Origin of the sequence: Ruegeria sp. SCSIO 43209 (genome assembly GCF_019904295.1) — a bacterium.
Classification (GTDB): Bacteria; Pseudomonadota; Alphaproteobacteria; order Rhodobacterales; family Rhodobacteraceae; genus Ruegeria.
The window spans coordinates 2832844-2857974 of record NZ_CP065359.1 but is presented as its reverse complement, the minus strand read 5'-3'; the positions used below and the strand labels follow the sequence as shown (position 1 = coordinate 2857974).

The window sequence follows — 25131 nt, the reverse complement described above, 5'->3', positions numbered from 1 at the left end:
TGGCTAGAAATACCTCGGGGGAGGCGCGGCTTACCGCGACGGGGCAGAGCCCCCATCAACGCTTGCCGTAGTACAACCCAACCACATGCTCTGCTTGCGCGAAGAACAACCAGCGTGAAACAGCAACGCCGGTGACATGCGACAACACCGCCACAAGCGCAAAGACATGCTTGATCAGAACGCCGCCAAAGGGGATCAGAAGCAGCAGTAAAGGCAGCACAAAAGCCAGACCAAAAGATATCATCCGTAGTTTCTGCGCATGCTTCCGACCGACCACATGCACAAACTCACGCAGCAGATAGTTTGTACCTGTATGAGGTGGTTCGAATGCGCGGACAGCGCCTCGCTCACCAAGCCCTGTCGCGGTTGCCAGCGTGGTTCCCGATCGGGACAACGCACCGTCGCCCTTGGCCCAATAGGCAAGCTGTACAGCGCCGGCAATGGCCAGCAACCAAGGGGCAAGCGCTTCTGCTCCGGCCAACAACGCCCCGCCTGCAAGGCTGAACGACAAGAACATGGCTGGTGTCAGGTTCATGTTCCAGCGTGGGATGGTCTTAAGCTGCGTGTAGATCATCGATGTGGTGAAGACCGTGGCCAGCGAGAATGCCGCCCCGATCCAGCCCAGCACACCCCAGCGTTGGCCTAGAAAGACCGCACCAATTGCATAGAGCCCCATGACGAGCAGCGCGATGACCGCGCACCAGCCTTCGCGGCTGAGCCAGCTTGAGCGCCATTGGGTGAAGGCTTTCCAAGCGCGCTCTGGGTGGCCGAGGTGGAAGGTCGACGCGAGCAAACCGCCGACGGACAAGCCATAGGCAATTGCGAAAAACACAAACGCGACCCAGCCCGAGACGTCAGGTATGCCGAGCCCCAGGAAGAACAAGAGTCCAAATCCGAGACCGGACAGGGTGGTAAAGATGATAACGGAAGGTGCCGGGTGCATCAGAGCTTCTCCAGGGTCTTGTCGAGCCAGCCGAGGAAACCCTTGGGCTCTTCGGCGACCGGGGCCAGCAGAGGGGCTAGGATGTCTATCTGCTCCTCAATTTTGTCCTTGGGTCGGGGCGGCAGGTATTTGTTGACGGGTTTGGTGCCCTGTTCAGGCATCAGGTCCATGCCGTCACGTTCGGCGACCAACCTGCTGACATCGCTGTCAGGGTCGCCGAGATCGCCAAAATGCCGGGCACCCGCTGGGCAGGTGCGCACACAAGAGGGCACACGATCCACCTCGGGTAGGTTCTCGTTGTAAATCCGATCGACGCAAAGCGTGCATTTCTTCATAACGCCTTCGGCCTGATCCAGTTCGCGTGCGCCATAGGGGCAGGACCACGCGCACAGGCCGCAGCCGATGCAGTCATTTTCGTTGACCAGAACGATTCCGTCCTCGACCCGCTTGTAGCTGGCACCGGTGGGGCAGACGGTCACGCAGGGTGCGTCTTCACAATGCAGGCAGGATTTTGGGAAGTGGATCAATTGGGCATGCCCTTCGGCGGGTTGCACCTCGTAAGAGTGCACCCGGTTCAGGAAGGTGCCTGAAGGGTCAGCACCATAAGCATCCTGATCCGACAGTGGCGCGCCGTAGTTTTCGGTGTTCCAGCCTTTGCATGAAATGACGCAGGCATGGCAGCCAACGCAGGTGTCCAGATCAATGACCAGACCCATCTTGCGTTCGGTTGATTGGGGGAGCTGGGTCATGACTGCCTTGCCTCTGCGATTGTGGTCAGGGCGGGCTGGGGCTCTGCCCCAGACCCCGAGATATTTATAGCCAGATGAAGAACGGATCGGGTCATTTGCCCACCTTCCAGGCCAAATCCTTTGGCCCTTGCCCGACCGGCGATTTGATTGGAGCGAATTCTGGCTGGCTTTCAGCATCGCTTGGAGCGGCGGCCTTTTCGATTTTTACCTTCAGATCGAACCAGGCGGCCTGACCGGTGATCGGATCAGAGTTTGCCCAGCGCAGGCCGTCACCTTTGGGGGGCAGCAGCTCGTGGATCAGGTGGTTGAGCAGGAAACCCTTGGTGGCCTCGGGGGCGTCTTTCTGCAAGGCCCAGGCCCCTTTGCGCTTTCCGATGGCATTCCAAGTCCACACGGTATTGTTGTTCAGCGCAGCCATCTCCATGACGGGTACCGTGATCTCGCCATGTGGAGAGCTGACTTTGGCCCAATCGCCGTCTTGCAGCCCGTGTTCACGCATCAGCTTGGTCGGGACGTATAGCGGGTTGCGCCCATGCAGCTGACGCAACCAGGCGTTTTGTGTGCCCCAACTATGATACATCGCCATTGGCCGCTGGGTCAGAGCGTTGACGGTGAAGCCTTCATTGCCGGTCTGATCGGTTTCGTACCAAATGGGCAGGGGGTCCATTGTATCTTGGATCTGCGCGCGCAGGTGATCTGGGGGCTGGCGTTCCCCGTAGCCTTCGGCGGCCAGTTGGAATTTACGCATCGGCTCGGAATAGAGCTGGAATAGATAGGGCTGTGGGCTGTCATAGATACCCATGCCCACAGCCCAGTCTTGATAGGCAGTGTTCCAAGGTTTGTAGTAATCCGCACCTTCGGGAATATGCGCGACATAGAAGCCACCATTCTCGATGTATTGGTTCAATTGGTCGGGGTTAACCTCGCCACGACCTTCCTTGTCGCCGTTTTCGCCCCGGAAACCGGCAAGCGGTCCAATCCCCGGCTTGCGTTCGTGGTTGACGATATAGTCGGCGTAATCCGTCCACTTGGCGCTGCCATCATCGTTGGTAAAGCCGGGCAGGCCCATGCGGTTGGCCAGATCAATCAGAACCGACTGGAAGCCGCGTACGTCGCGGTCGGGTTCAATCACCGGCCAGCGGATCGCGTCTGCCGCTGCCTCGGCCTCGCAGATCGGGCGGTCCAGTAGCGAGATACAGTCGTGTCGTTCCAGATAAGTTGTATCGGGCAGGATAAGGTCGGCATAGGCCACCATTTCCGAGGAATAAGCATCGGAATAGATGATATGCGGGATCACGTAGTCGCCGTTCTCATCCTTGTCCGTCAGCATCTCCATGACACCCTTGGTGTTCATGGTCGAGTTCCAGGACATGTTCGCCATGTACATGAACAACGCGTCGATCTTGTAGGGATCGCCCGCATGTGCGTTCGAGATCACCATATGCATCAGCCCGTGGCTGGACATCGGGTTTTCCCATGTAAACGCTTTGTCGATCCGCGCCGGGCTGCCGTCTTCTTTCAGCGCCAGATGCTCGGGGCCGCGAACAAACCCCAGATGCGGCCCGTCCAGCGGCGTATTCGGCGTCACCTTACAATGCGGAGTCGGATGCGCCTCAACTGGCTTAGGGTAGGGCGGCTTGAAGCGGAAGCCGCCGGGGACTTCGACCGTTCCAAGCAGGATCTGCAGCACATGCAGGGCGCGGCAGGTCTGGAAACCGTTGGCATGGGCTGAAACGCCGCGCATCGAGTGCATCGCGACGGGGCGACCAATCATCTTCGAGTGTTTCTCGCCCCGGAAATCGATCCATTCATGGTCCAGTTCGAACGCTTCATCAAAGGCCACACGGGCCAACTCGCCAGCAATCGCGCGAATGCGGGTCGCCGGCACGCCGCATTTATCTGCGATTGCCTCGGGGGCGTATTCATCCGCCAGATACCGTTCTGCCATTTGGTGGAAGACGGGGCGGTGAGTGACACCGTCCTTTTCGTAGGTCGCTGATAGGTCAGGGCGGACGCCGGGGGTGTCGAAAGCAGTCAGCTTGCCGGTATTGCGGTCGATGACCAATGGCTTGCCGTCATCGTCTTTCAGGAACAGACCCTTTTCCGGACCGTCGGATGCGTTGATCAGGACCGGCGCGTTGGTGTAGCGACTTAGGTAATCCAGGTCGATTTTGCCTGCCTTCATCAGCACATGGATCATCGACAAGATGAACAGGCCATCGGTACCGGGGGTGATGCCGACCCAATCATCTGCCACGGCGTTATAGCCCGAGCGGATCGGATTTACCCCAATCACCCGGGCACCGCGCGCCTTGATCTTGCCGATGCCCATTTTAATCGGGTTGCTGTCGTGGTCTTCTGCCACGCCGAACAGCATGAACAGCTTGGTGTGATCCCAGTCGGGCTGACCGAATTCCCAGAATGCACCGCCCATCGTGTAGATGCCACCGGCTGCCATGTTGACCGAACAGAACCCGCCATGGGCCGCATAGTTACAGGTGCCGAAATTCTGTGCCCAGAAACTGGTGAAGCTCTGGCTCTGATCACGGCCGGTGAAAAAGGCCAGTTTCTCAGGGTTGTCTTCGCGGATCGGTTTTAGCCAACCGACAGCGATCTCGAGCGCCTCGTCCCAACTGATCTCTTCGAACTCGCCAGACCCACGCGGGCCGACCCGTTTGAGCGGTGCGCGTAGGCGCGACGGGGCGTTCACCTGCATGATTCCTGCGCTGCCTTTGGCGCAGAGAACGCCCTTGTTTACCGGATGATCCCGATTGCCTTCGATATAGGCGACCTTCCCATCCTTCATGTGCACGTTGATACCGCAGCGGCAGGCACACATGTAGCATGTAGTCCGGCGGATCTCGTCTGACACGGGTGGGGATAGGTTGAGGTTCGGTTGTTGATTCACGCTGTCTCTCCCTGTGGCGGATCGCCTTGGTACCTGTACGTGTTGAACACACTGGAGCGTAAGCACACCGGGCTCAACCATATAGAGGAAGAGAGTGCAGGCACCCCCTTCCTCTGCTTTTCTTTAAGCGGACCGGTTGAACCCGGTCCGACTTATGTTTTTGACAGCATTCAAACCTGCTGCAGACGCATGTCGCTTGCGTCGATACCTGCAACCTCAACCGGCTTCTTCATCGCGTCGCGACGGAAGGGTTCACCCAGTTCCTGGTTGATCATTGCTTCGATCAGGGTGGTGATGCCGTTCTTCTGGTCCTCGATCGCCTGGCTCAGCGCCGCTGTCAGTTCATCCTGAGTGCGCGCGATGACGCCTTTCAGGCCACAGGCGTTGGCGATGCCGGCATAGGACACTTTTGTGTCCAGCTCGGTGCCGACGAAGTTGTCATCGAACCACAGGGTCGAGTTGCGCTTTTCCGCACCCCACTGGTAGTTGCGGAACACAACCTGAGTGATGGCGGGCCATTCTTCGCGACCGATGGCGGTCAGTTCGGTGACTGCAATGCCGAAGGCACCGTCGCCAGAGAAGCCGACAACCGGTACATCCGGGCAGCCGATCTTCGCGCCAATGACCGAAGGCAGACCATAGCCACAGGGGCCGAACAGGCCGGGGGCCAGATACTTGCGGCCTTCTTCAAACGAAGGATAGGCGTTGCCGATGGCGCAGTTGTTGCCGATGTCGGACGAGATGATCGCCTCTTTCGGCAGCGCGGACTGAATCGCGCGCCATGCTTTGCGCGGGCTCAGCCAGTCCGGCTTGGCAGCGCGTGCGCGTTCGTTCCAGGTGGTGCCCGGATCGTCCTGCTCGTGATCCATCGAGGTCAGTTCTTGCGCCCAGCGCGATTTGGTTTCCGCAATCTTCGCCTTGCGTGCGTCACGGCCTTCGTCACCAGCGGTATCAGAAAGCTGGTTCAGGATATTTGTGGCAACAGTTGCCGCATCGCCGACGATACCAACCGAGACCTTCTTGGTCAGGCCGATACGGTCAGGATTGATGTCGACCTGAATGATTTTCGCATCTGCAGGCCAGTATTCCATTCCGTAGCCCGGGAGGGTCGAGAACGGGTTCAAGCGGGTGCCGAGGCACAAAACAACGTCTGCTTCCTTAATCAGCTGCATACCGGCTTTCGAGCCGTTATAGCCCAGCGGGCCAGCGAACAGTGGGTGCGAGCCGGGGAAAGCGTCATTGTGCTGGTAGCCAACGCAAACCGGAGCGTCCAGACGCTCGGCCAGTGCTTTCGACGCTTCGATGCCGCCTTTCGACAGAACGGTGCCTGCACCGTTCAGGATAACTGGGTTCTTTGCGTTCGACAGCAGAGCGGCAGCTTCGGATACGGCCGATGCACCACCCGAAGGCAGTTCAAACTCAACAACAGCAGGCAGCTCGATGTCGATCACCTGAGTGAAGAAGTCGCGCGGAACGTTGATCTGCGCAGGTGCCGAAGCGCGCTTGGCGTTCATGATTACGCGGCTCAGAACCTCTGCCATACGGCTGGGGTCACGCACCTCTTCCTGGTAGCAAACGCAGTCTGCGAACATGCGCATCTGCTCCATTTCCTGGAACCCACCTTGACCCATGGTCTTGTTTGCGGCCTGCGGAGTGACCAGCAGCAGCGGAGTGTGATTCCAATAGGCAGTTTTGACGGCGGTCACAAAATTGGTGATGCCGGGGCCGTTCTGGGCGATCATCATCGACATCTTGCCGGTTGCGCGGGTGTAGCCGTCAGCCATCATGCCGCCGGACCCTTCGTGGGCACAATCCCAGAAAGTGATGCCTGCTTTGCCAAAGATGTCGGAGATCGGCATCATGGCCGAGCCGATGATACCGAACGCATGTTCGATGCCATGCATCTGCAGGGTTTTTACAAAGGCTTCTTCGGTGGTCATCTTCATCTGCGTAATCTCCGATCATAGAAGGATGGAACGGGGGTTTTGCACCCAGTTTTCTGATCGGTTTTGGCGTACGGGTGTCTGTGGCGTTAGGGCCAGAACCGGTAGCGGTTTAAGTCCAGAGCGCTTAAGAACGCCGGATCGCTTCAGCAATCTGTTGGATTCCCGGTTCGATACGATCCGACGAGATTGAAGAGTAGCCCAGCCGATAAAAGTTCTTTGGCCTGTTCTGGCTTGAAAAAAATGCCTCACCCGGTTCGATATGGACGCTTTGGCGCTGCAGGTCTCGGGCCAGTTTGCTGGTGTCTACATGCAGCGGCGCTTGCATCCAGATCGATGATCCGCCCAGCATCCCGCGCCCAGCAACAGTCAGACCATATTGTCCAATCGCCTCCTCAATCGCTTCGCGACGGCGTTGCAGCGTTTTAGACATGCGCCGGATCTGAGCATCATAGTGGCCGAGCGATAGGAAGTAGGCTGCGGTTCGCTGCATGTGGCCAGGAGGGTGACGCAAGACCAGAGATCGCAGGGCGCGCGCTTCACGGATAAAGGGTTCGGACCCGACCATGTAGCCCAATCGAAGCCCCGGAAACAGCGACTTGGAAAAGCTGCCTACGTAGATCACCCGCCCATCGCGATCCATTGACCTGAGCGCCGGTGACGGGGCCCCAAGAAATGACATTTCGAATTCATAGTCATCCTCGACGATCATGGCATCCAATTCGCGGGCACGACGCAGCAGTGCATGTCGGCGGTCCACCGGCATGGTCGCGGTTGTCGGGCTCTGGTGGCTGGGGGTGGTGAATATGACGTCGGTATCGTCAGGGATTGTTTCCGGGGGCAACCCGTCCCGGTCGACCTTCAGATAAGACAGCTTGCATTCCGAGTGAATCAGAAGATCGCGCAGGGCGTAATAGCAGGGGTCCTCGATCGCTGCCCTACGGTTCCGGTTCAGCAATATGCGAGACGCCAGCCAAAGGGCGTTCTGAGCGCCCAGGGTGATCAAGATTTCTTCGGGCCGGGCTACAATTCCACGGCGGGGAAGAGTATGCCGGGCGATGAATTCAAGCAGCAGCGGGTCATCTTGATCGACATAGTCCCCGGTCAGAGAATCAAAGTCCTTATGTCCCAACGCCCGAACTGCGCAGAGACGCCAGTTTGCATGATCGAACAGCTTTCTGTCGACTTGGCCATAAATGAAGGGATAGCGGTAGTCACGCCAGTTGCTGGGTTTTGTCAGCACATCACCGCCCGAGAAACGGCGGGCAAACGCCTGATCCCAGTCAACCACTTCGGTGTCGCGCCGCACTGGCGTGTAGGTCGGCGGCACTGGCGCATTTTCTGAAACATAGTATCCCGACCGGCCTTTGGCGGTCAGGTAATCATTGGCCAGCAGTTCAGTATAGGCAAGCGTGACCGTAATCCGGCTGACACCCAAATGGGCAGCAAGTTTACGGGACGAGGGCAGCTTTTCCCCGACGTGGAAGCGTCCTGACAGAATGCCTTCGGCAATCAGCTGTTGCAGCTGCGCCTGTAAGGTGCCTTGCCCATTGCGTTCCAAAAAGAATGTGTCGACCGAAATACCCATTGCATCGTTATAGGTTGGACCTAAGGCGGTGGCAATCTGGACTTATGGCCCTGCGAACCATGTTGGGAGTTTTACGCACACGTGTGGTTGACGCAGGATACGAATTAAACTAAATAACCAGAAATCTAGTTTAATGGAGATAAAAGATGTGGGAAGAAGCTGCCGCAGGTTTCTCTGCCATGGGCTCGGAAGCCCGATTGAAGGTTCTTAAGACCTTGGTTCGTGCTGGGGAAGCAGGCCTGACCGTTGGAGAAATTCAGACGAGGACAGGAATCGCGCCCTCGACTCTGGCGCATCATCTGCGGTTTCTGGCTGCTGGCGGAGTAGTTGAGCAAGAGAAGATCGGGCGTAGCACGATCAACCGCGCGTGCTTTGACGAATTGAGAAACCTGGCGCAGTTCATCCTTAGTGAATGCTGCGCAGACGAAATCGGAAAGGCCGCAAACGATGGCTGAACTAACACAAAACCCCAAGCCACTTGCCAGAAACCTGATCGACCTGATCAAAACGCCCTGGGCTCTGATCGTGGTCATACTGGCGCTGGTGGCCGTTCTTGATCCGGGCAACTGGACCGAGGTTGTGAGTTTTGCAGCCAAAGCGCTTGCGCATACGGGCCAGTACATCCTGTTTGCTGTTCTGCTGCTATCATACCTGAAGGCAACTGGGGCCGAAGTGATGGTCGCCCGTGCATTTGAGGGTCGCGAGACACGGATGATCTTTCTGGCCGCGTTGTTTGGCGGGCTGGCCCCATTTTGTTCCTGCGAAGTGATCCCATTCATCGCAGGTTTGCTGGCTCTGGGTGCGCCATTGTCGGCCGTGATGGCATTCTGGCTCAGTTCACCGTTGATCGACCCCCCGACGTTGCTGATTACTGCGGGTGCGCTGGGTTGGCCGTTTGCAATTGGTAAAGCGGTTGCCGCTGTCGCGTTGGGTTTGTTCGGCGGGTTTGCCGTGCGCACCCTGATGCGGGGAGGTGCCTTTGCGCAGCCGTTGCGTGAATACAAACCCGCTGGTTGCTGCGGTTGCGGACCAAAGCAAGATGACAAACCCGTCTGGAAGTTCTGGCAAGACCCTGACCGTCGGACGCGCTTTCGGGCCGAATTCGTTCATAACGGTCTGTTCTTGCTCAAATGGCTAGCGTTCGCCTACGTGCTCGAGGCGCTGCTGGTCAGCTATGTTCCGGCAGACCTGATCGCCCGGGTTGTTGGTGGTGAGGGTGTTGTGCCAATTGTCATCGCTGCCTTGGTCGGAATGCCTGCCTATCTGAACTCTTACGTCGCACCACCGCTTCTTGCGGGTCTGATGGAACAGGGTATGAGTGCGGGTGCTGCGATGTCGTTCATGGTGGCCGGCGCCGTCAGTTCGATACCTGCGATGGCGGCCGTGTGGTCACTGGTGAAACCGCGCGTCTTTGCCACCTATCTGGGTTTGGGCATCAGCGGTGCCATCGTAGCAGGCATCCTGTTTCAGATGATCTGAACAAAAAAACCGCCCGGTTGAGCCATCGGGCGGTTTTGCTTTTCTAGCTCGCTTCGCAATATCGTGGCAGTTTGAACCGATACCTTGGCTCTCCAGTTTCAACGAAAACCCGTTTCTCGATACAGGCTTGGGTTCCAACTGTCTGAGCAATCGGCCCTTCGGTCGAGGTGATTGATGCTGCTGAGCCATCCGGCAAGCGCACCGAAGCAATGACCCCGTTCTTGAGATCGCCATTGATCGGTGTCGCCGACAAAACCGCGACGGTGAGAAACGCCTCGTGCTCGTGCTTGCCGTCGTCATTCAGCAATAGCAAGCCAGCGACTATTGCAATCATCACTACGGCACCTGTAATGGCCAACCACCAGGATTTCAGGAACACATAGATTGAAACGGCACGATGCGCGTCGAAGAATAAGGATAGAACCTTTAGCATCAAATCACCCAAAAATCGGGTCCCAGCTACTTGAGGCCGGGACCATGCGCATCTCAGGGGCGCAGATCGTCTTCGTCTTCTTCATCACCACCACCCTTGGGCAGGTTGAAGAAGCTATCCGCATCGACGATGGGCTCTTCTTCTTCCTTCTCGTTGGTGTCCTCGGACAACGAGAATGTCTCGAGACCTTCGATCGCGGTCGGGATCTTGGGCGCTGAATCCATCTCGAGCGACTGTTCGGTCGAGACCAGTTTGCGACGCTCATCATCGCTCATCACGCCACCTTCGGCTGCTTTCTTGGCCGCGGCCTTTTGCACGATGGCATCCAGTTCGGATTGTTTGCACAGTCCCAGGGCAACCGGATCGATCGGCTGCATGTTCGAGATGTTCCAGTGCGTCCGCTCGCGGATCGACTGGATGGTCGGCTTAGTGGTGCCGACCAGCTTGGCAATCTGGCCGTCGCTGAGTTCTGGGTGGAACTTGACCAGCCACAGGATCGAGTTCGGACGGTCCTGACGCTTGGACAGCGGGGTGTAGCGCGGACCACGGCGTTTCTCTTCGCCTGATGCCGCCGGATTGAATTTCAGCTTCAGCTTGTGCAGCGGGTTGTTTTGCGCGGTGTCAATTTCTTCCTGAGTCAGCTGGTTGTTGGCAATCGGGTCAAACCCTTTGACACCTGCAGCCACATCACCATCCGCAATACCCTGCACTTCCAGCTCGTGCATGCCTACGAAATCCGCGATCTGCTTGAAGCTGATCGTGGTGTTGTCCACCAGCCATACGGCGGTTGCCTTGGCCATAAGCGGTTTTGCCATCAGCCCGTCTCCTATAAATACATCTGTCCCGTCGCCGGAATTCGGCGGCCCCGAAGCTATGGGGCAGGTTTCCGTTGTCGGGGAACTTGGGGCCTATATAGTCGCGACAGCTAAAGAAGGGAAGAGGCGAATGCGCTGGGCGATTTTGTGGGTGCTGAGTGCCATGGCTGCGATGGCCGAGGGCGAAAAGGCGGGCGATTTTGACTACTACGTCCTGTCGCTCAGCTGGTCGCCCAATTGGTGCGCCCGCGAAGGCGATGCGCGCGGCTCGGATCAGTGCGACACGCGACACGATCATGGGTGGATATTGCATGGGCTCTGGCCGCAATTCCATCAGGGCTGGCCTTCGTATTGTCGCACGTCCGAAGCGCCACCCACACGCCGCATGACGCGGGAAATGGAGGATATTCAGGGCTCATCCGGGTTGGCCTGGCATCAATGGAAAAAGCACGGCACCTGTTCGGGCCTCAGTGCACCCGACTATTTCGCCCTGTCGCGGCAGGCTTATGCAGGAGTTGCGCGCCCCGAAGTGTTCCGCAAGCTGGACGCTACGGTCAAACTGCCCGCTTCGGTGGTGGAAGAGGCCTTTCTCAAGGCCAATCCCACGCTTGAGCCTGACATGATCACCATCACCTGTAAGCAAGGCTATATCGAAGAAGTCCGCCTATGCCTGTCCCGCAATCTTGACCCGGTGCCCTGTGGCCGCGACGTGATCCGTGATTGCACCGCTAAAGACGCGGTGTTTGATCCGATTCGTTAGAGCTTTTTGTTCTGGCAGTCGCGCGCATAATCCAGCGCTTTGGCGGTGCCTTTCAGATCAATCGCCATGACGGTCTGACCTTCTGGATTGTAGACGGTCATGGTCTTGTTCTGCGCAATCGAGGTGACGAAACTCCGGTCCGTAAAGAACACCGTCGCGCCGGGCACGCGATCCTGCTTGAACCCGATGGCGGTGGCATCAAAGCTCTTGCCGTCCAGATCAAACCGGATCGGATATTGTTCCCCCGGTTTAATGTCGCCCCAAGCCTTGTTGTAGACAGTGAAGTATCCGCGATCGTCCAGTGCGTCATAGCCTAGCCGCACCACCGAAAGATCCTGATACACCGTCTGGATCAGGCACCCATTGCCGAGGTTGGGGTCCATCATGATGTTCCAGCCTTCGACGAAGCCTTTGTCGATGAGTGCCTGCGACAAGGCAGCAGTGGCGGTGAAGGCGGCTAGGGTGAGGGCGAGAAGGCGGGGCATATTTGAAATCCACAGAGTTACGTTGTGAAACTGTGCCCAAGTTACAAGTTTCGACAGCCCAGCCAAGAGCATTCTTTTATTGCGCCCCAGATACTAGGTCGTATTCAGCCAATCTGAATTCTAAGATCACCTAGCTTGTGGAGCGTTCGTCGTGAAGTAATAAAGCTACTAAGAAACTTATAGGCAGGACCCGTCGAAATTAGGCTTCAACTCGACTATGGTGTCATTCTGGGCTTCCCAAAAAACGAGCCAACGAAGCATGCAGGGAAAAGACTGTTTTTCAAAATACGCATAGCTTTTTCCTTTTGAAATAGAAAATCCATCTTGCTCTAGAAATCGGACCAGCTCTTGCTCTTTCAGCGGCAATGGGTATTCAGCGATTATCCTTCGAGCAAACTCTTTGTCAGCTTCGGCAAAACTGTCGGGCAGATTTCGCCCGATTTTTGGAGGTAGCGGAAACGGCGGGGACAGCAACAAGTGAATACCAATCACGACAATCAGCGCAGATGCACAAAAAACTATAATAAACTTTCGCATCAAATGCTTAACCTCCAAGAAATCCTAAGAAAGTGCTTGGTTTCTACAAGGCACGCAAGGAGCAGGCGACTACAAATCTAGATCTCCTTCCGCGCCCGCAACGCCGCAGTAATCGTCCCGTCGTCTAGATAGTCCAACTCTCCCCCAATCGGTACACCTTGCGCCAGGGATGTCAGACGAACCTGCCCCTCCAACTGATCAGCGATGTAGTGGGCAGTGGTCTGGCCATCGACGGTGGCGTTCAGGGCGAGGATGATCTCGGTGATACTCTCGGCCACAACCCGGTCCTTCAACCGGGGGATACGCAATTCATCCGGGCCGACCCCGTCCAAAGCCGACAAAGTGCCGCCCAGAACGTGATAGCGACCCTTGAAGACCCCGGCACGCTCCATCGCCCAAAGGTCGGCGACGTCCTCGACCACGCACAGCTCTCCGGTTGCGCGAGCCTCGTTGTTACAGATGTCGCAGATATCAGTGGTGCCCACATTGCCGCAGTTCAGGCATTCACGGGCAGTTACGGCTACCTGCTGCATGGCGTCAGAAAGCGGCGTTAGCAGCAGGGCGCGTTTACGGATCAGGTGCAGGACTGCGCGGCGGGCCGAGCGGGGGCCGAGACCGGGCAGCTTGGCCATCAGGTCGATCAGATTGTCGATGTCACTGTTCGAACTCACCGTGAGACCCTCGCAATTGGGCCAGAGAAACACGCCCCGGCCATAGATCCGTCAGGAGGGTGTATCAGAACGGCAGCTTGATGTCTGCGGGCAGGCCCATGCTTTCGGTCAGCTTGGCCATTTCTGCCTGTGAACGTTCCTGCGCCTTGGTTTGGGCGTCCTTGATCGCGGCGAGGATGAGGTCTTCGACCACTTCCTTATCGTCACCGTTAAAGATCGACGGGTCGATATCCAGACCTTTCAACTCGCCCTTGGCGGTCGCGGTGGCCTTGACCAGCCCGGCACCGGATTCGCCGACAACCATGATGGTGTTCAGCTCTTCCTGCATGTCAGTCATCTTGGTCTGCAGATCCTGCGCGGATTTCATCATCTTGGCCATGTCACCCAGGCCGCCTAAACCTTTTAGCATCGGTAATCTCCTGTCACTCGATTTGTGGCCTAGATACGAAGCGTAACCGTGCGGCACAAGAGGTCAGGATACTCCCGCCCGTCGTCAAGGTCTTTGGCAAGACCTTTCCTCCCGTTGGGCCCGGCAGCGCGCAAGGCGCGCTGCCGGGCCCAAAGCCGCTCAGGGGTATCGGCGCCAGCCGATGGCCCGTGGCGGGTGCGGGAGCATTTGGTTGAGGTGCGCTTATGCTCGAAAGTCAGTCCTCTTCAAACGGGTCCCATTCGTCTTCGACCTCGGGCAGGGCTTCGGTTTCGACTTGAGCGGCGCGTTGTTCTGCGGTTTCGATGCTCTTGATCCGCGCTTTCGGGAAATGAGTCAGCACTGCTTGCACCAGAGGATGCTGTTCAGCCTCGGCTTTCAGGGCCAAGTCTGCAGCGTCCCGTACCTCGGCAATGGTCGGTGCGTTGCCCTCAGCGACAATAGAAACGGCCCACCGGTTGCCTGTCCAACGCTGCAGCGACGCGCCCAATCGTTGTGACAGGTCGGTCGGGGCGTTGTCGGTTGGGGCGAACTCGATCCTGCCTGGTTGGTAGGACACCAGACGCACGCCGTTTTCAACCTCGACCAACAACTTCACGTCCCGGTTGGCTCGGATCAGTTCGACCACATGTTCAAATGTTGGATAGCGTGCCAGAGCTGCCTGCACATCTTGGGCTAGCGCGGCTGTTGGCCCGCCTGCGTTGCCGCCGATTCCCGATGCGGCATAGGCCGATCGGGCCACAGCCTGTGGCGCGGCAGGAGCATGTCCCGGCGCACCGATTCCCTTGCCGGGGCCACCATTGGGCGGCGGAGGCGTATCTTGCAGACGCTTGATCAGCTCCTCCGGGCTAGGCAAGTCGGCCACATGGGTCAGGCGGATCACGGCCATTTCCGCAGCCATCATTGCGTTGGGTGCGGCGGAAACTTCCTCGAGCGCTTTCAGCAGCATTTGCCACATGCGTGTAAGGACTCGCATGGGCAGAGCCTCGGCCATTTGTTGACCTCGGGCGCGTTCGTCGGGGGAAACGGTGGGATCTTCGGCGGCATCCGGGGTGATCTTGACCACCGAAACCCAATGCGTGATTTCAGCCAGATCGCGTAAGACGGCGAGTGGATCAGCCCCTTCGGCATATTGCCCGCTCAGCTCGGTCAACGCGCCTGCAGCATCGCCGCGCAGGATCATATCCATCAGATCCAGCACCCGGCCCCGATCGGCCAGCCCCAGCATCGCGCGCACCTGATCCGCGCTGGTTTCACCGGCCCCGTGCGAGATCGCCTGATCCAGCAGTGAGGTCGCATCGCGCGCCGATCCCTCGGCGGCCCGGGTGATCAACGATAACGCATCCTCGGCAATCTGTGCCCCTTCGGCACCTGCAATTTTGCGAAGCAGTCCGATCATATCCTCCGGCTCGATCCGGCGCAGATCAAAGCGCTGGCAACGGGACAAGACGGTCACCGGGACCTTGCGAATCTCGGTGGTGGCAAAGATGAACTTCACGTGTTCGGGGGGTTCTTCCAGCGTCTTGAGCAGCGCGTTGAAAGCGCTGGTCGACAGCATGTGAACCTCGTCGATGATATAGGTCTTGTAGCGCGCGGATGCAGCGCGATAGCGTACGCTGTCGATGATCTCGCGGATGTCATTGACACCGGTGCGGCTGGCGGCGTCCATCTCCATCACATCGACATGGCGGCCCTCCATGATGGCTACGCAGTGTTCACATTGACCGCAGGGTTCGGTGGTAGGGCCGCCGCTGCCATCGGGACCGATGCAGTTCATACCCTTGGCTATGATCCGAGCGGTCGTCGTCTTGCCGGTACCGCGGATGCCGGTCATGATGAAGGCCTGCGCGATCCGGTCCGCCTCGAAGGCGTTTTTTAGAGTGCGCACCATGGCGTCCTGACCGACCAGATCGGCAAAGGTTTCGGGGCGGTATTTGCGGGCAAGAACCTGGTAGGCGGGGCTGGGCGTCTCGGTCATGTCTGCTCTGTCGGATTCGCGTTACGCCGCAGCGTAGAGGCCCCCGCCGCCCGCGTCCACAGCCAGCCGGGACGATTTTCATTTTGGAATGCGTGGGTATGCGGCTAAAATCCACTCTATTCTATTTACTGGACCAGTATGTTGTTGGGTAAAGTTTGTTTGGGGGGAGATTATGTCGCAACTGGTGGTTTATGCGTTGCAGGTTGGCGGAGGCACCTTGGCCTTGTCCTCGATGCCTGGGCGTGGAGGAACGTATGCAGAAGACCTTGATCTTATCGCAGACTGGAAGCCGGGACTTGTGATCTCGATGACCACTGAAGTCGAGATGATTCAGGATGGTGCGCGGAATTTTGGCGCTGATATTCAGGGGCGTGCCAGCAGATGGGTGCATTTGCCGATCGAAGATTTTGGCACGCCACCCAAAGAGATTTTGGACCGCTGGCCCCGCGTTGGCGCGACCGCACGTCAGGCGTTGTCAGGTGGTGGCCGTGTGCTAGTGCATTGCCGTGGTGGCTGTGGCCGATCCGGGATGGTGGTTCTGCGTCTGATGGTTGAATGCGGTGAACGGCCTGAGACGGCATTGAAGCGATTGCGTACGGTGCGTCCTTGCGCAGTCGAGACAAATGCCCAGATGCTTTGGGCCGTTGAACCGGCCCGTGTTCAAGCCGTTTGACGGCTTAGACACCAACATGTGGCGAGATTTCGCCACCGTTGTGCTGCACCAGAAGCGAAGCCTCAAGCATGGCGCAAGGAGGATTCCTTAGCAGGTCTGCGGGTAGGCTGCGGTACTCGGTTCCGAACATCATGTCTGCGTAGTCATCCAGCCGGCCGGTATCGATTTCAGGATCGGTTCCGCAGAATACACGTATCTGGTCGCATTGGGCGCGAAAGCGGGCGGTGCATCCTTCCGGGCAGTGCGACAGATCTATGGTGCCTTCAATCTCAAACTCAGTTTTCGTGACCGGTTTTGTGGCGGACATGGTCTGCGTCAGAGCCCGCGCCATCTGTGCCAATGCGGGGCAGGGTGCGCCAGTACGTTGGCACACAGTCGCCGCGAATTCGTGTGTTTTGGTCTTCCAGATCATCAATGCGCCCTCCGCGCGCAGGGCGAGGGCGTGGCACAGGTTGGTCGTTGCGGAGCACGATCAAACCCGTCCCGGACTCCCCGCCCGAGTTTCGGTTCTACATCTGATGGCAGGTCTCCTGACTTGCGGGTCATCGCTTTGCCGACCTTCCCAGCCTTCGAGGCCAGTGGTATCTCGGCATTGCTCTCCGCTTACAGTTGCGGGGGCAGTCTCGGACTAGGTTCTTTCCGGATTTATCCGGGCAGAACCGCACCGTGTTCCCTTTTCATCCCGGCCCGATTGGGCGCGAGAACCATCGCGACATGGCTAGCGGCTGCGCCGTGCCCGAGTCAAGAAGATTGCGTCAGGCAAGTGACGTATGGTCCAGTCACGTCAACCTTGACTTGAGGCGCTTCGGGTGAACTGATCAGTTCAGTCGGTATTGGAGGGCACCATGTTGGACACGCAGCAGGCGGTTGTGACCGAGGATTTTCAAATCCCGTCCGGCCCGGCAATGTTGTCGGCGCGGCTTTACCGTCCGGTTGCCGACCCCGAAAAGGTGGTCGTCATAAACGGTGCGACTGGGGTGCCGAGGGATTACTATCAGTACTTCGCCCGATGGCTCGCCGAAGAACAGGGCATGGCCTGCCTGACTTACGATTACCGGGATTTTGGTCACTCTTTGGTGGGTTCGCAAAAGCGGTCAAATGTCACCATGGCCGATTGGGCGTTGATCGACATTCCAGCCGCCCGGGCCGAGATGCGCCGACGGTTTCCGCAGGCCAAGCTATGGAGCATCGGTCATTCCTTGGGCGGAATGTTTGGCCCGATCCAACCCGATATCGATCAGATTGACAGGATGATCTGTGTCTGTTCGGGTCTGGTAACGCTGGCGGATCACCCTTGGCCTTATCGCGCTTTGGCGGCGTTGTTCTGGTTTGGTCACGCGCCGCTGGTGGTCAAGGCGCTTGGCTACCTGCCCGGACGGTTGGTCGGGTTTGGATCGGACCTGCCTGCCCAAGTCTATTGGCAATGGCGCAAATGGTGCACCGCCCCCAAAAGCTATGTGCCAGAGATCGGCACGACACTGCCCGCCGCCCGCTGGGAAGACTTGGGCAAACGTGTCGATCTGTTTACCTTCGCAGATGATGAAATGGTGCCGCCGGATGCTGTCTGGCGTCTTGCCGATCTCTATGGACCCAAAGCCGGGCGCCATCTGCTTGCACCAAGCGAATTCGGAGTATCCAAGATCGGCCATATCGGTGCATTCGCAAGACGGAATGCGGCAGTCTGGCCTAGGCTGATCGCCTGATAGCGCTGGGCACCGGTAGGCCGGTGCCCAGCTTCGTTATAGCCCTTTACGGGATTTTTTCTCGTGCATCACGCTGCGCACCATCTTGCCGAACGCCTTGTCGCGGGCGCGGGCCTGCGCCACCGAAGCGGAATTGTGTTGGTCTTCGCGCCGCAGCTTGCGCCAGCGGTCCAGCCGCGCGGGATCAAGCGTACCAGCGTCGATTGCCGCCTGCACCGCACATCCGGGCTCGGTCTCGTGCTGACAATCCGAGAAGCGGCAATTCAGGCTGAGGTCTGAGATGTCCGAGAACACCTCATCCAACCCCTCTTGCGCATCTAGCAGACGTAACGCGCGCATGCCGGGCGTATCGATCAGCCAGCCGCCATTGCGCATGCGATGCAAGGCGCGTGAGGTTGTTGTGTGCCTGCCGCGCGCATCGTCTTCGCGAATACCTGCGGTGGCCTGATCCTGCCCCGTCATCCCGTTGGCGAGCGTCGTTTTCCCAACGCCGGATGATCCAATCAAGGCGCTGGTTTGTCCTTTCGGACACCACGACAGAACTTGTTCGAGATCGCCGTGATCCAGCGCGTTGACCGCAAGTACCGTCAGAAACGGGGCGAGCGATTGGGCTTGATCTACATAAAGGCTCGGATCATCGCACATGTCCGATTTGGTCAGAACGACCACCGGATAGCAGCCTGCCTGATGTGCCAGCGCAAGATACCGCTCCAATCGTGGCATATTGAAATCGGCGTTGCAGGAACTGACGATGAACAGCACATCAACATTTGCAGCAATCAGCTGCGCCGCTGCCCCTGCACCTGCGGCCCGGCGCTGCAGCAGGCTGCGCCGGTCCAGCACGCGGCGTATGCGTTTGTTTTCATCCACCAGAACCCAATCTCCGACGGCATATGCACCGGTTGATTGATCCAGAGATAACAAAGGCGATTCACCTTCAGGGCTCAGCCCGATCAGTCGATCCCGGTGTACGGCCGAGATGCGATACGGAAGAAGTGACGGATCAGCCGTATGCTGAGCCGCGAAATGAGAGGACCATCCGAGGTCCGGAAAGGAAAGTAACATTGGTCTGCCTGTGATCAGAAACAGCAATCCCGTCGAATGGCAATCGCGCATCCGCCGACGACGTGTTCAGGCAATCAGTTGATCGGAAAGGATCAGAACCGGTCTGCCCGAAGGGTTTTTGCTACAATCATAAACGCCCTCCTGCGGCTGATAGGTTCTAAGTGAGAGGTTGGACATCGACCCAAGCGGGGCTCGTTGTGGCTGCTTCCTTCCGGACCTGACCAGGTTGGCGAGGCGCTCGCCCGCGCCAACCTCTCAAAGCCGATATAGGTGCATCCCCTGAAAATGGCAACCCGTCAGAAGGTCAGATGAATACGCATGAAACCATCCGCAACGTCGGGCAGAATGCGTGGATGATACTCAGCAAGCTCTGCAACATGGTGTAGCGCGCGCGGCCCCGTTGTCAGGATCGCGCCCTGCCTTTGGTTTGGTACAAAAGAAAAGGGGCGCGGTGCATGCGCGAGTGGGTCGGCGGGCAATGTGCCCGCGACGTATTTGCATAGAATATCCTGTATGCTGATCTGAGGCAGGTCAATCATACGGGCTTGTCGCGCAATTGGAAAATGACCACCGCCATTGGCGCGGTAGTTATTGGTGGCGACAAGGAAACTCTGGTCAGGCGCAATCGGCTGCCCATCGAATTCCAGGTTGCGTATGCGGGAAAATGCCGGATCAATCACTCGACCGAGCGTATCGAACCGCGCCGGTTGCGAAAGATCGATCTGGTAGGTGACACCATGCAGGACATCGAAGTTGAAGCCCGTGCGCTGAGGATCGGCAAGATCGATCGGGGCGTCTGAGCCAAGTTGATGGAACAGCCCGGCTGACATCTCAAGCCAGTCCCGAATCTGAGAACCTGAGGCCAGCACCGCGCGCAATTCATTAGGAAAGACACTGAGATCGGCGATATGTCGAACTGAAATCTCGCCTGAGGGGATATCCGTGTAGTACTTGCTTCCTGCGCGCCCGCCGAACTTTGCCGGGGCGGCTGACGATATGATAGGCAAATCTGCCCAGTCGGTATCGACCAAATGCGGGCGTAGGGCAGCGGCCTGAGCCGCCGCAACCAAGGCCAGACCGCGATCCGGTACGCAATATGAGAAGTAGCTGTGCAGCGTGTGTGGGATTGTGCCCACTGGCCTGGTCACCCTTTTGCGCGTCGCAGCGTGGCCGGTCGCAAACAGCTCTGTGATCCTTTGGCATTCGGGTATTTCTGTACCCGATTGAGCGATTGCCCGCGCTTCGACATGGCTGCCTGTAATGCGCCAATCGCCGGTGGTATCTTTTTGCAGTGTCAGATCAATGATCCCAAGATGAGACCCGGCCCAACCCTGCATGACAACCGGCGTTCCATGGACAAGCCCCCGCGTACTGTCGACGAATGGATAACCATCATGCGCCTTTCCGGGCAGTGTCAGATGGGTGTGGCCTGCGACGACGGCATCAATCAGCGGCATCTCGGCCAGCGGGATGATCGCGTTTTCCATATCCGGCTCGGCCATTGCCGATCCCAGTCCGGTATGCGCAAGGGCGACAATCAGGTCGCAACCTTGCACGCTGAGATCTTCAGCAGCGCGCCGCGCAGCGGCCAGAATGTCTGTTACCACGACCCGGTCCGTTAGCAGATGTGCTTCCCACTGTGCGGTTTGAGAGGGCAAAACAGAAAGAACCCCGATGCGGATTGCGGTGTCCTGTCCATTTAGTCTGACAACCCGATGCAGAATCGTGTGTACATCCCAACCTTGTTCGGTCTGAGTGGTTTGCATATTGCTGCAAATCATTGGGCAGGCGGTTTGGCGAGCGATGCGATTGACGAGTTCCAGCCCAAATCCGAAATCGTGATTACCCAATCCGATCGCGTCATAGTTCAACGTGTTGAACGCGCGTGGCAGGGGATGGGCGTCTGGCACGTGTTCAGCTGCCCAGTTGCCAAATGGCGTTCCCTGCAGGCTATCACCATTGTCAAACAACAGCACAAGGGCGTCGTCGCGTTCAGCCTGTCTGCGCGCCTCGTGAATCAGGCTGGCGGTACGGGTCAAACCAATCGCAGGTTCGGGGCGATCCGAATAGTAATCATATGACGTCAGGTGCATGTGTAGATCGGATGTTGCAAGGATTCGAATCCGTGCGCTATCACCCGCATCTCTTCGTCGTCGCATTAAATGCTTTGATTTCAATATCTTCAACTTCTAGCTGTCAGTGTGCCAACGTTTCCACCATGAGGTCGATTTAATGCAATTTCCGGGGCGATGCTGCGGTCATTCCGCGGCAGGGTCGAAAAATGTTTGGTCGATACCCGTTGCACGATCAGGTAAGACGTGGCAGCCCTTTGCGCGGCAGTCAGGAACGGCAGGCATGAAACGCGCAGAACAGGTGACATTTGGCGGCTCGGCACTGGATCGGGCGGGTTTGCTGCGCGGCGACGCGGACAAACTGGCACAGGTTTATCGTGACCCTTTGGCAACATGTGTGTTGCTGTGGCGTGGCAAACTGTTGGTTGAGGGTGAGGCACTGGACCGGCTCGTCCGGCTTCCGATGACGCACAAGATTCTCGAACAAGGCCCGGGCGGTGTGATCGAGCAACCGATTTTCCTTGGAAAATCCGAGGATGGATCGCCGCTTTTTGCCATGGGCATCTCGGGCTGGGCGGCTGAAGGGCTGGATTTATCCGGTGTCGGAGATTTTGTCGATCGCAGCGAACAGCAGCACCCTGATCTGCCCGAGGGGTGTGTCTTTGCCGAGCTGCGCCGCATCATGACACGCCTCAACCCACGAGACGCAGAGATTGCGGCAACCGCCAAGGCGGTGATCGGCTGGCACGAAACGCATCAATTCTGTGCCCGATGTGGTGCCCGCAGCGAGATGTCTCAGGGTGGATGGCAGCGCAGTTGCCCGGCCTGCGGCGGCCAGCATTTCCCGCGCACCGATCCTGTGGTCATCATGTTGATTACCCATGGCAATTCGGTGCTGATGGGGCGCTCTCCGGGCTGGCCTGAAGGCATGTATTCGCTTTTGGCTGGTTTTGTTGAGCCCGGTGAAACGCTGGAAGCCGCTGTGCGGCGCGAAGTGATGGAAGAGGCGGGCGTGCCCGTGGGTGCGGTGAGCTATCTCGCAAGCCAACCCTGGCCCTTTCCCGCATCCCTGATGTTTGGATGCGCAGGCGAGGCGTTATCGCGCGATATCCAGATCGATCCGGTCGAGATCGAGGATGCGATCTGGGTCACACGGACCGAGATGATGCAGGCCTTCGCTGGGGATCACCCTAAGCTGTTGCCTGCCCGAAAAGGTGCGATTGCGCACTTTTTGTTGCAACACTGGCTTGCAGACACGTTGGACTGACGAGAAACTGAACCCAATCTAGGGCAGAGAAAAGCAATCATGCAGTTTTCAGCGCAGGAAGATATCGATGTCCCAATCGAGACGGTCTTCAACATGGTCTCGGATTTTGAACGCTTCGAACGCAAAGCCTTGCGGCGCGGGGTCGATGTGCGTCGGGTCACGGGGTCGGTTGTGCCGCAGGCCGGAATAACCTGGGAGACCGAATTCAAGATACGTGGCAAGCCACGTCATATCATTATCGAGATGACTGAATGCGACCGCCCGTCCTTGATGCGGTTCCAGTCCAGCAGCAAGGGAATGAACGGCGACACGGTGATCGAGCTTTTGGCGCTTTCCCAACGTCGGACACGGCTGCGCGTTGAAACATCGCTGGGTGCGAAAACGCTGCCCGCCCGCCTATTGCTTCAATCCCTGAAGTTAGGGCAATCCCGATTCAGGCGGCAGTTCCAGACCCGTCTCAGCGAATTCGCGCGCGATATGGAGGAACGACACCTCCATGGTGTCTGACAACCGAGAAGTAGATGAGTACTTTAACGAGACCGATCATACGCGACGCTGTCGAAGCCGATGCGGATGGCTTGTCCGGTGTGCTAACAGCGCTTGTAGCGGCTGGAAAGCGGACCAAGCCCGCCGACAGCGCCTTTGCACTGACGCATTACATCTGCGACCCTGAGCGGATTCAGTGTAGCCTTGCCGTTGCGCCGGACGGACAGATACTGGGTTTCCAGTCGTTGAAGCTTGCCACCCGAAACAACCCGTATGGCGTTGCGGTCGGGTGGGGCATCATTGGGACGCATATCAAACCGTCCGCTGCGCGATGTGGTATCGGTCGGGCGTTGTTCAAACGTTCTCTTCAAGCCGCTAGGCAGCAGGGATTGCCCGCTATCGATGCTACGATCGGGGCCAATAATTTCGACGGCCTTGGCTATTATGAGGCGATGGGATTCAGAGAGTATCGGCAGATGGATGGCGCGATATGCAAGGTCTTTCGCATGGGGACCGGAGTGACCAACCCGTAGTCCGCCGCACTTTCAGGATGTCGCACCGAAGGACTCAAGTTACCGTTCTAAGCTGCAAGCGTAGCTGCCCCGCCTATCCAGGCCGTTCCTTTGAAGGGGCGAGCCGATTGCCTGCACTATCCACGAGGTTGCGCCGCCGGATAAACACCGAGGACTTCTACGTTGGTGGTAAAATGCTCAAGCTCATCCATCGCCAGTTGCACATTTCGATCGCCTGGATGACCCACGATATCGGCATAGAACTGGGTCGCGGTGAAGGACCCGTCGACCATATAGCTTTCCAGCTTGGTCATGTTGATTCCGTTGGTGGCAAATCCGCCCATCGCTTTGTACAGCGCCGCCGGGATGTTACGCACCTGAAAGACAAAACTTGTGATCATGCCGTGATCACCACGGCGCGATTCGTCGGCCTCACGAGACATCACCAGAAAACGGGTCGTGTTGTCGCCCTGATCTTCAATGTGACGGGCCAAAACGTTGAGGCCGTAAATCTCACCTGCCAGCTCACTGGCTAACGCTGCGGAGTGTTTGTCGCCGATCTCGGCGACCTCGCGTGCGGCACGAGCATTATCCGGGCTGACCCTGCCACGAATTCCGTGTTGCTTCAGGAAACCTGCGCATTGTGGTAGCAAGACGAGGTGGGAATGCGCCTCAGTGATATCCTCCAGAGTCGCGCCCGGTACGCCCAACAGGTTGATGTGCACGCGCACAAATGCTTCGTCGATGATGTGCAGCCCGCTATGCGGAAGCAGGCGGTGAATATCGGCCACACGACCATAGGTGGTATTTTCCACCGGTAGCATGGCCAGATCAGCCTCACCTGAGCGCACTGATTCGATCACATCTTCGAAAGTGCGGCAGGGCAGGGCGTCCATATCCGGGCGTGCGTTCCGGCAGGCTTCGTGACTGTATGCGCCGGGTTCTCCCTGAAATGCTATGCGATTGGTCATTTGGTCGTTTCCGTGCAACAAGTTCTTGAATTGGGCGTTTAGTCGCGGTGTCTATACCTTGCGTCTTCTCAGGGGAAGCCTTAGACACCCCGCAGACAGCTGAAATGGACACGCGATCAAAATGTTCGACACGATGACAGTTACCAAAGCCGCAGCCGGCTTGTTTGGCACCTTCCTGGTGTTGCTTCTGGCAAAATGGGGGGCGGATGTCCTCTATAGCTCTGACAGCCATCTTGCCGAAGCTGCTTACATTATCGAAACCGAAAGCTCGGGCGAAAGCGCGGACGGCGAAGAAGTAGTCTTTGAAGATATGTTGGCTGCAGCCGATCCGGAAAAAGGCGCGCGCGTATTCCGCAAGTGCACCGCTTGCCACAAACTGGAAGACGGCGCCAATGGTACAGGTCCTTACCTTTACGGTGTCGTAGATCGCCCGGTTGCCTCAGCAAAAGGCTTCACCGGTTATTCGGCCTCGATGCAGGCGCATGGCGGCAACTGGACACCCGAAGCCCTGGACGCGTTCCTGGAACGCCCAAGCGCCTATATCTCGGGCACTTCGATGAGCTTTGCTGGCCTGAAAAAACCACAAGAACGCGCCGATCTGATTGCGTATCTGCAGACCATCGGCAACTGATCTGTTGATCAGATTTGCAGGATTTAAAGCCGCTG

At 57.9% G+C, this 25131-nt stretch carries 25 protein-coding genes, 1 other RNA gene and 1 riboswitch; of the genes, 9 read left to right on the top strand and 17 right to left on the bottom strand.

The window, feature by feature from the left end; translation table 11 throughout:
- Window positions 1-55: 55 nt before the first annotated feature.
- From I5192_RS14295 to I5192_RS14275, 5 genes are all read right to left on the bottom strand, one after another.
- Window positions 56-943 carry a DmsC/YnfH family molybdoenzyme membrane anchor subunit gene (locus I5192_RS14295; protein WP_170425791.1) on the bottom strand — a complete coding sequence of 296 codons (888 nt, stop codon included), beginning with the start codon at window positions 941-943 and terminating at the stop codon, window positions 56-58.
- A complete protein-coding gene (locus I5192_RS14290) occupies window positions 943-1692 on the bottom strand; it encodes a 4Fe-4S dicluster domain-containing protein (protein WP_170636365.1) in 750 nt (249 codons plus the stop codon). The genes I5192_RS14295 and I5192_RS14290 overlap by 1 nt, the downstream gene beginning before the upstream one ends.
- A gap of 91 nt (window positions 1693-1783) precedes the next feature.
- Complete coding sequence (locus tag I5192_RS14285; RefSeq protein ID WP_223117117.1) at window positions 1784-4600, bottom strand: molybdopterin oxidoreductase family protein; 2817 nt, start codon at window positions 4598-4600, stop codon at window positions 1784-1786.
- A 170-nt stretch (window positions 4601-4770) separates the two neighbouring features.
- Window positions 4771-6546, bottom strand: a complete 1776-nt coding sequence (gene xsc / locus I5192_RS14280) for a sulfoacetaldehyde acetyltransferase (protein ID WP_170590302.1) — start codon at window positions 6544-6546, stop codon at window positions 4771-4773.
- Between the two features lie 124 nt (window positions 6547-6670).
- Complete coding sequence (locus I5192_RS14275) at window positions 6671-8131, bottom strand: PLP-dependent aminotransferase family protein (RefSeq protein ID WP_170398719.1); 1461 nt, start codon at window positions 8129-8131, stop codon at window positions 6671-6673.
- A 146-nt stretch (window positions 8132-8277) separates the two neighbouring features.
- Here I5192_RS14275 and I5192_RS14270 point away from each other — a divergent pair, with 146 nt between their 5' ends.
- Together I5192_RS14270 and I5192_RS14265 are read left to right on the top strand one after the other, a co-directional pair.
- Entirely contained in the window at window positions 8278-8586 is a 309-nt protein-coding gene (locus I5192_RS14270) for a helix-turn-helix transcriptional regulator (protein ID WP_170398716.1), read from the top strand.
- Entirely contained in the window at window positions 8579-9610 is a 1032-nt protein-coding gene (locus I5192_RS14265; protein WP_170425783.1) for a permease, read from the top strand. The genes I5192_RS14270 and I5192_RS14265 overlap by 8 nt, the downstream gene beginning before the upstream one ends.
- Before the next feature lie 43 nt (window positions 9611-9653).
- On the opposite strand, the gene I5192_RS14260 is transcribed toward I5192_RS14265, so the two are convergent.
- Entirely contained in the window at window positions 9654-10043 is a 390-nt protein-coding gene (locus I5192_RS14260) for a hypothetical protein (protein WP_223117116.1), read from the bottom strand.
- A gap of 53 nt (window positions 10044-10096) precedes the next feature.
- Entirely contained in the window at window positions 10097-10858 is a 762-nt protein-coding gene (locus I5192_RS14255) for a DUF1013 domain-containing protein (RefSeq protein WP_170406573.1), read from the bottom strand.
- Between the two features lie 130 nt (window positions 10859-10988).
- Between I5192_RS14255 and I5192_RS14250 the strand changes: the two genes are divergently transcribed.
- A complete protein-coding gene (locus tag I5192_RS14250; protein WP_170508836.1) occupies window positions 10989-11618 on the top strand; it encodes a ribonuclease T2 in 630 nt (209 codons plus the stop codon).
- Here I5192_RS14250 and I5192_RS14245 read toward each other — a convergent pair.
- The 5 genes from I5192_RS14245 to I5192_RS14225 all read right to left on the bottom strand — a co-directional run bounded on the left by I5192_RS14245 (window position 11615) and on the right by I5192_RS14225 (window position 15716).
- On the bottom strand, window positions 11615-12103 hold the full coding sequence (locus tag I5192_RS14245) for a hypothetical protein (protein ID WP_223117115.1): 489 nt from the start codon (window positions 12101-12103) through the stop codon (window positions 11615-11617). The genes I5192_RS14250 and I5192_RS14245 overlap by 4 nt on opposite strands.
- Window positions 12104-12280: 177 nt before the next feature.
- Window positions 12281-12640, bottom strand: coding sequence for a hypothetical protein (locus I5192_RS14240; protein ID WP_223117114.1), 360 nt, complete (start codon window positions 12638-12640; stop codon window positions 12281-12283).
- A gap of 77 nt (window positions 12641-12717) precedes the next feature.
- Window positions 12718-13311 carry a recombination mediator RecR gene (gene recR / locus I5192_RS14235; protein ID WP_170425779.1) on the bottom strand — a complete coding sequence of 198 codons (594 nt, stop codon included), beginning with the start codon at window positions 13309-13311 and terminating at the stop codon, window positions 12718-12720.
- Between the two features lie 64 nt (window positions 13312-13375).
- A complete protein-coding gene (locus tag I5192_RS14230) occupies window positions 13376-13720 on the bottom strand; it encodes a YbaB/EbfC family nucleoid-associated protein (RefSeq protein WP_170398693.1) in 345 nt (114 codons plus the stop codon).
- A 235-nt stretch (window positions 13721-13955) separates the two neighbouring features.
- On the bottom strand, window positions 13956-15716 hold the full coding sequence (locus I5192_RS14225; RefSeq protein ID WP_223117113.1) for a DNA polymerase III subunit gamma/tau: 1761 nt from the start codon (window positions 15714-15716) through the stop codon (window positions 13956-13958).
- Between the two features lie 172 nt (window positions 15717-15888).
- On the opposite strand from I5192_RS14225, the gene I5192_RS14220 reads away from it, so the two are divergent.
- Window positions 15889-16389: a protein-tyrosine phosphatase family protein gene (locus tag I5192_RS14220; protein ID WP_223117112.1), complete on the top strand. Its 501-nt coding sequence runs from the start codon at window positions 15889-15891 to the stop codon at window positions 16387-16389.
- A 4-nt stretch (window positions 16390-16393) separates the two neighbouring features.
- On the opposite strand, the gene I5192_RS14215 is transcribed toward I5192_RS14220, so the two are convergent.
- Window positions 16394-16801 carry a hypothetical protein gene (locus I5192_RS14215; protein WP_170562413.1) on the bottom strand — a complete coding sequence of 136 codons (408 nt, stop codon included), beginning with the start codon at window positions 16799-16801 and terminating at the stop codon, window positions 16394-16396.
- Window positions 16802-16891: 90 nt separating this feature from the next.
- Window positions 16892-17113, bottom strand: a riboswitch (cobalamin riboswitch).
- Between the two features lie 121 nt (window positions 17114-17234).
- On the opposite strand from I5192_RS14215, the gene I5192_RS14210 reads away from it, so the two are divergent.
- Window positions 17235-18092 carry an alpha/beta fold hydrolase gene (locus I5192_RS14210; RefSeq protein ID WP_223117111.1) on the top strand — a complete coding sequence of 286 codons (858 nt, stop codon included), beginning with the start codon at window positions 17235-17237 and terminating at the stop codon, window positions 18090-18092.
- A 36-nt stretch (window positions 18093-18128) separates the two neighbouring features.
- Here I5192_RS14210 and rsgA read toward each other — a convergent pair whose 3' ends face one another.
- From rsgA to I5192_RS14195, 3 genes are all read right to left on the bottom strand, one after another.
- The gene (rsgA, locus tag I5192_RS14205) at window positions 18129-19157 is read right to left on the bottom strand and encodes a ribosome small subunit-dependent GTPase A (RefSeq protein ID WP_255611914.1); all 1029 of its coding nucleotides are present in this window, start codon (window positions 19155-19157) and stop codon (window positions 18129-18131) included.
- Window positions 19158-19316: 159 nt separating this feature from the next.
- Window positions 19317-19415, bottom strand: an RNA gene (gene ffs / locus I5192_RS14200) — signal recognition particle sRNA small type.
- 38 nt (window positions 19416-19453) lie between these two features.
- The gene (locus I5192_RS14195; RefSeq protein ID WP_223117109.1) at window positions 19454-21316 is read right to left on the bottom strand and encodes a bifunctional 2',3'-cyclic-nucleotide 2'-phosphodiesterase/3'-nucleotidase; all 1863 of its coding nucleotides are present in this window, start codon (window positions 21314-21316) and stop codon (window positions 19454-19456) included.
- Window positions 21317-21512: 196 nt separating this feature from the next.
- On the opposite strand from I5192_RS14195, the gene nudC reads away from it, so the two are divergent.
- Genes nudC through I5192_RS14180 form a run of 3 tightly spaced genes read left to right on the top strand, consistent with a single transcriptional unit; the run spans window position 21513 to window position 23515 of the window.
- Window positions 21513-22496 (top strand): NAD(+) diphosphatase, encoded by a 984-nt coding sequence (gene nudC / locus I5192_RS14190; RefSeq protein ID WP_223117108.1) that lies wholly within the window; start codon window positions 21513-21515, stop codon window positions 22494-22496.
- A gap of 39 nt (window positions 22497-22535) precedes the next feature.
- Window positions 22536-23003 (top strand): SRPBCC family protein, encoded by a 468-nt coding sequence (locus tag I5192_RS14185; RefSeq protein ID WP_170406543.1) that lies wholly within the window; start codon window positions 22536-22538, stop codon window positions 23001-23003.
- Window positions 23004-23017: 14 nt separating this feature from the next.
- On the top strand, window positions 23018-23515 hold the full coding sequence (locus I5192_RS14180; RefSeq protein WP_223117107.1) for a GNAT family N-acetyltransferase: 498 nt from the start codon (window positions 23018-23020) through the stop codon (window positions 23513-23515).
- Between the two features lie 116 nt (window positions 23516-23631).
- On the opposite strand, the gene I5192_RS14175 is transcribed toward I5192_RS14180, so the two are convergent.
- On the bottom strand, window positions 23632-24465 hold the full coding sequence (locus tag I5192_RS14175) for a prephenate dehydratase (RefSeq protein WP_170398663.1): 834 nt from the start codon (window positions 24463-24465) through the stop codon (window positions 23632-23634).
- 121 nt (window positions 24466-24586) lie between these two features.
- On the opposite strand from I5192_RS14175, the gene I5192_RS14170 reads away from it, so the two are divergent.
- A complete protein-coding gene (locus I5192_RS14170) occupies window positions 24587-25096 on the top strand; it encodes a cytochrome c family protein (protein WP_170398660.1) in 510 nt (169 codons plus the stop codon).
- Window positions 25097-25131: the final 35 nt, after the last annotated feature.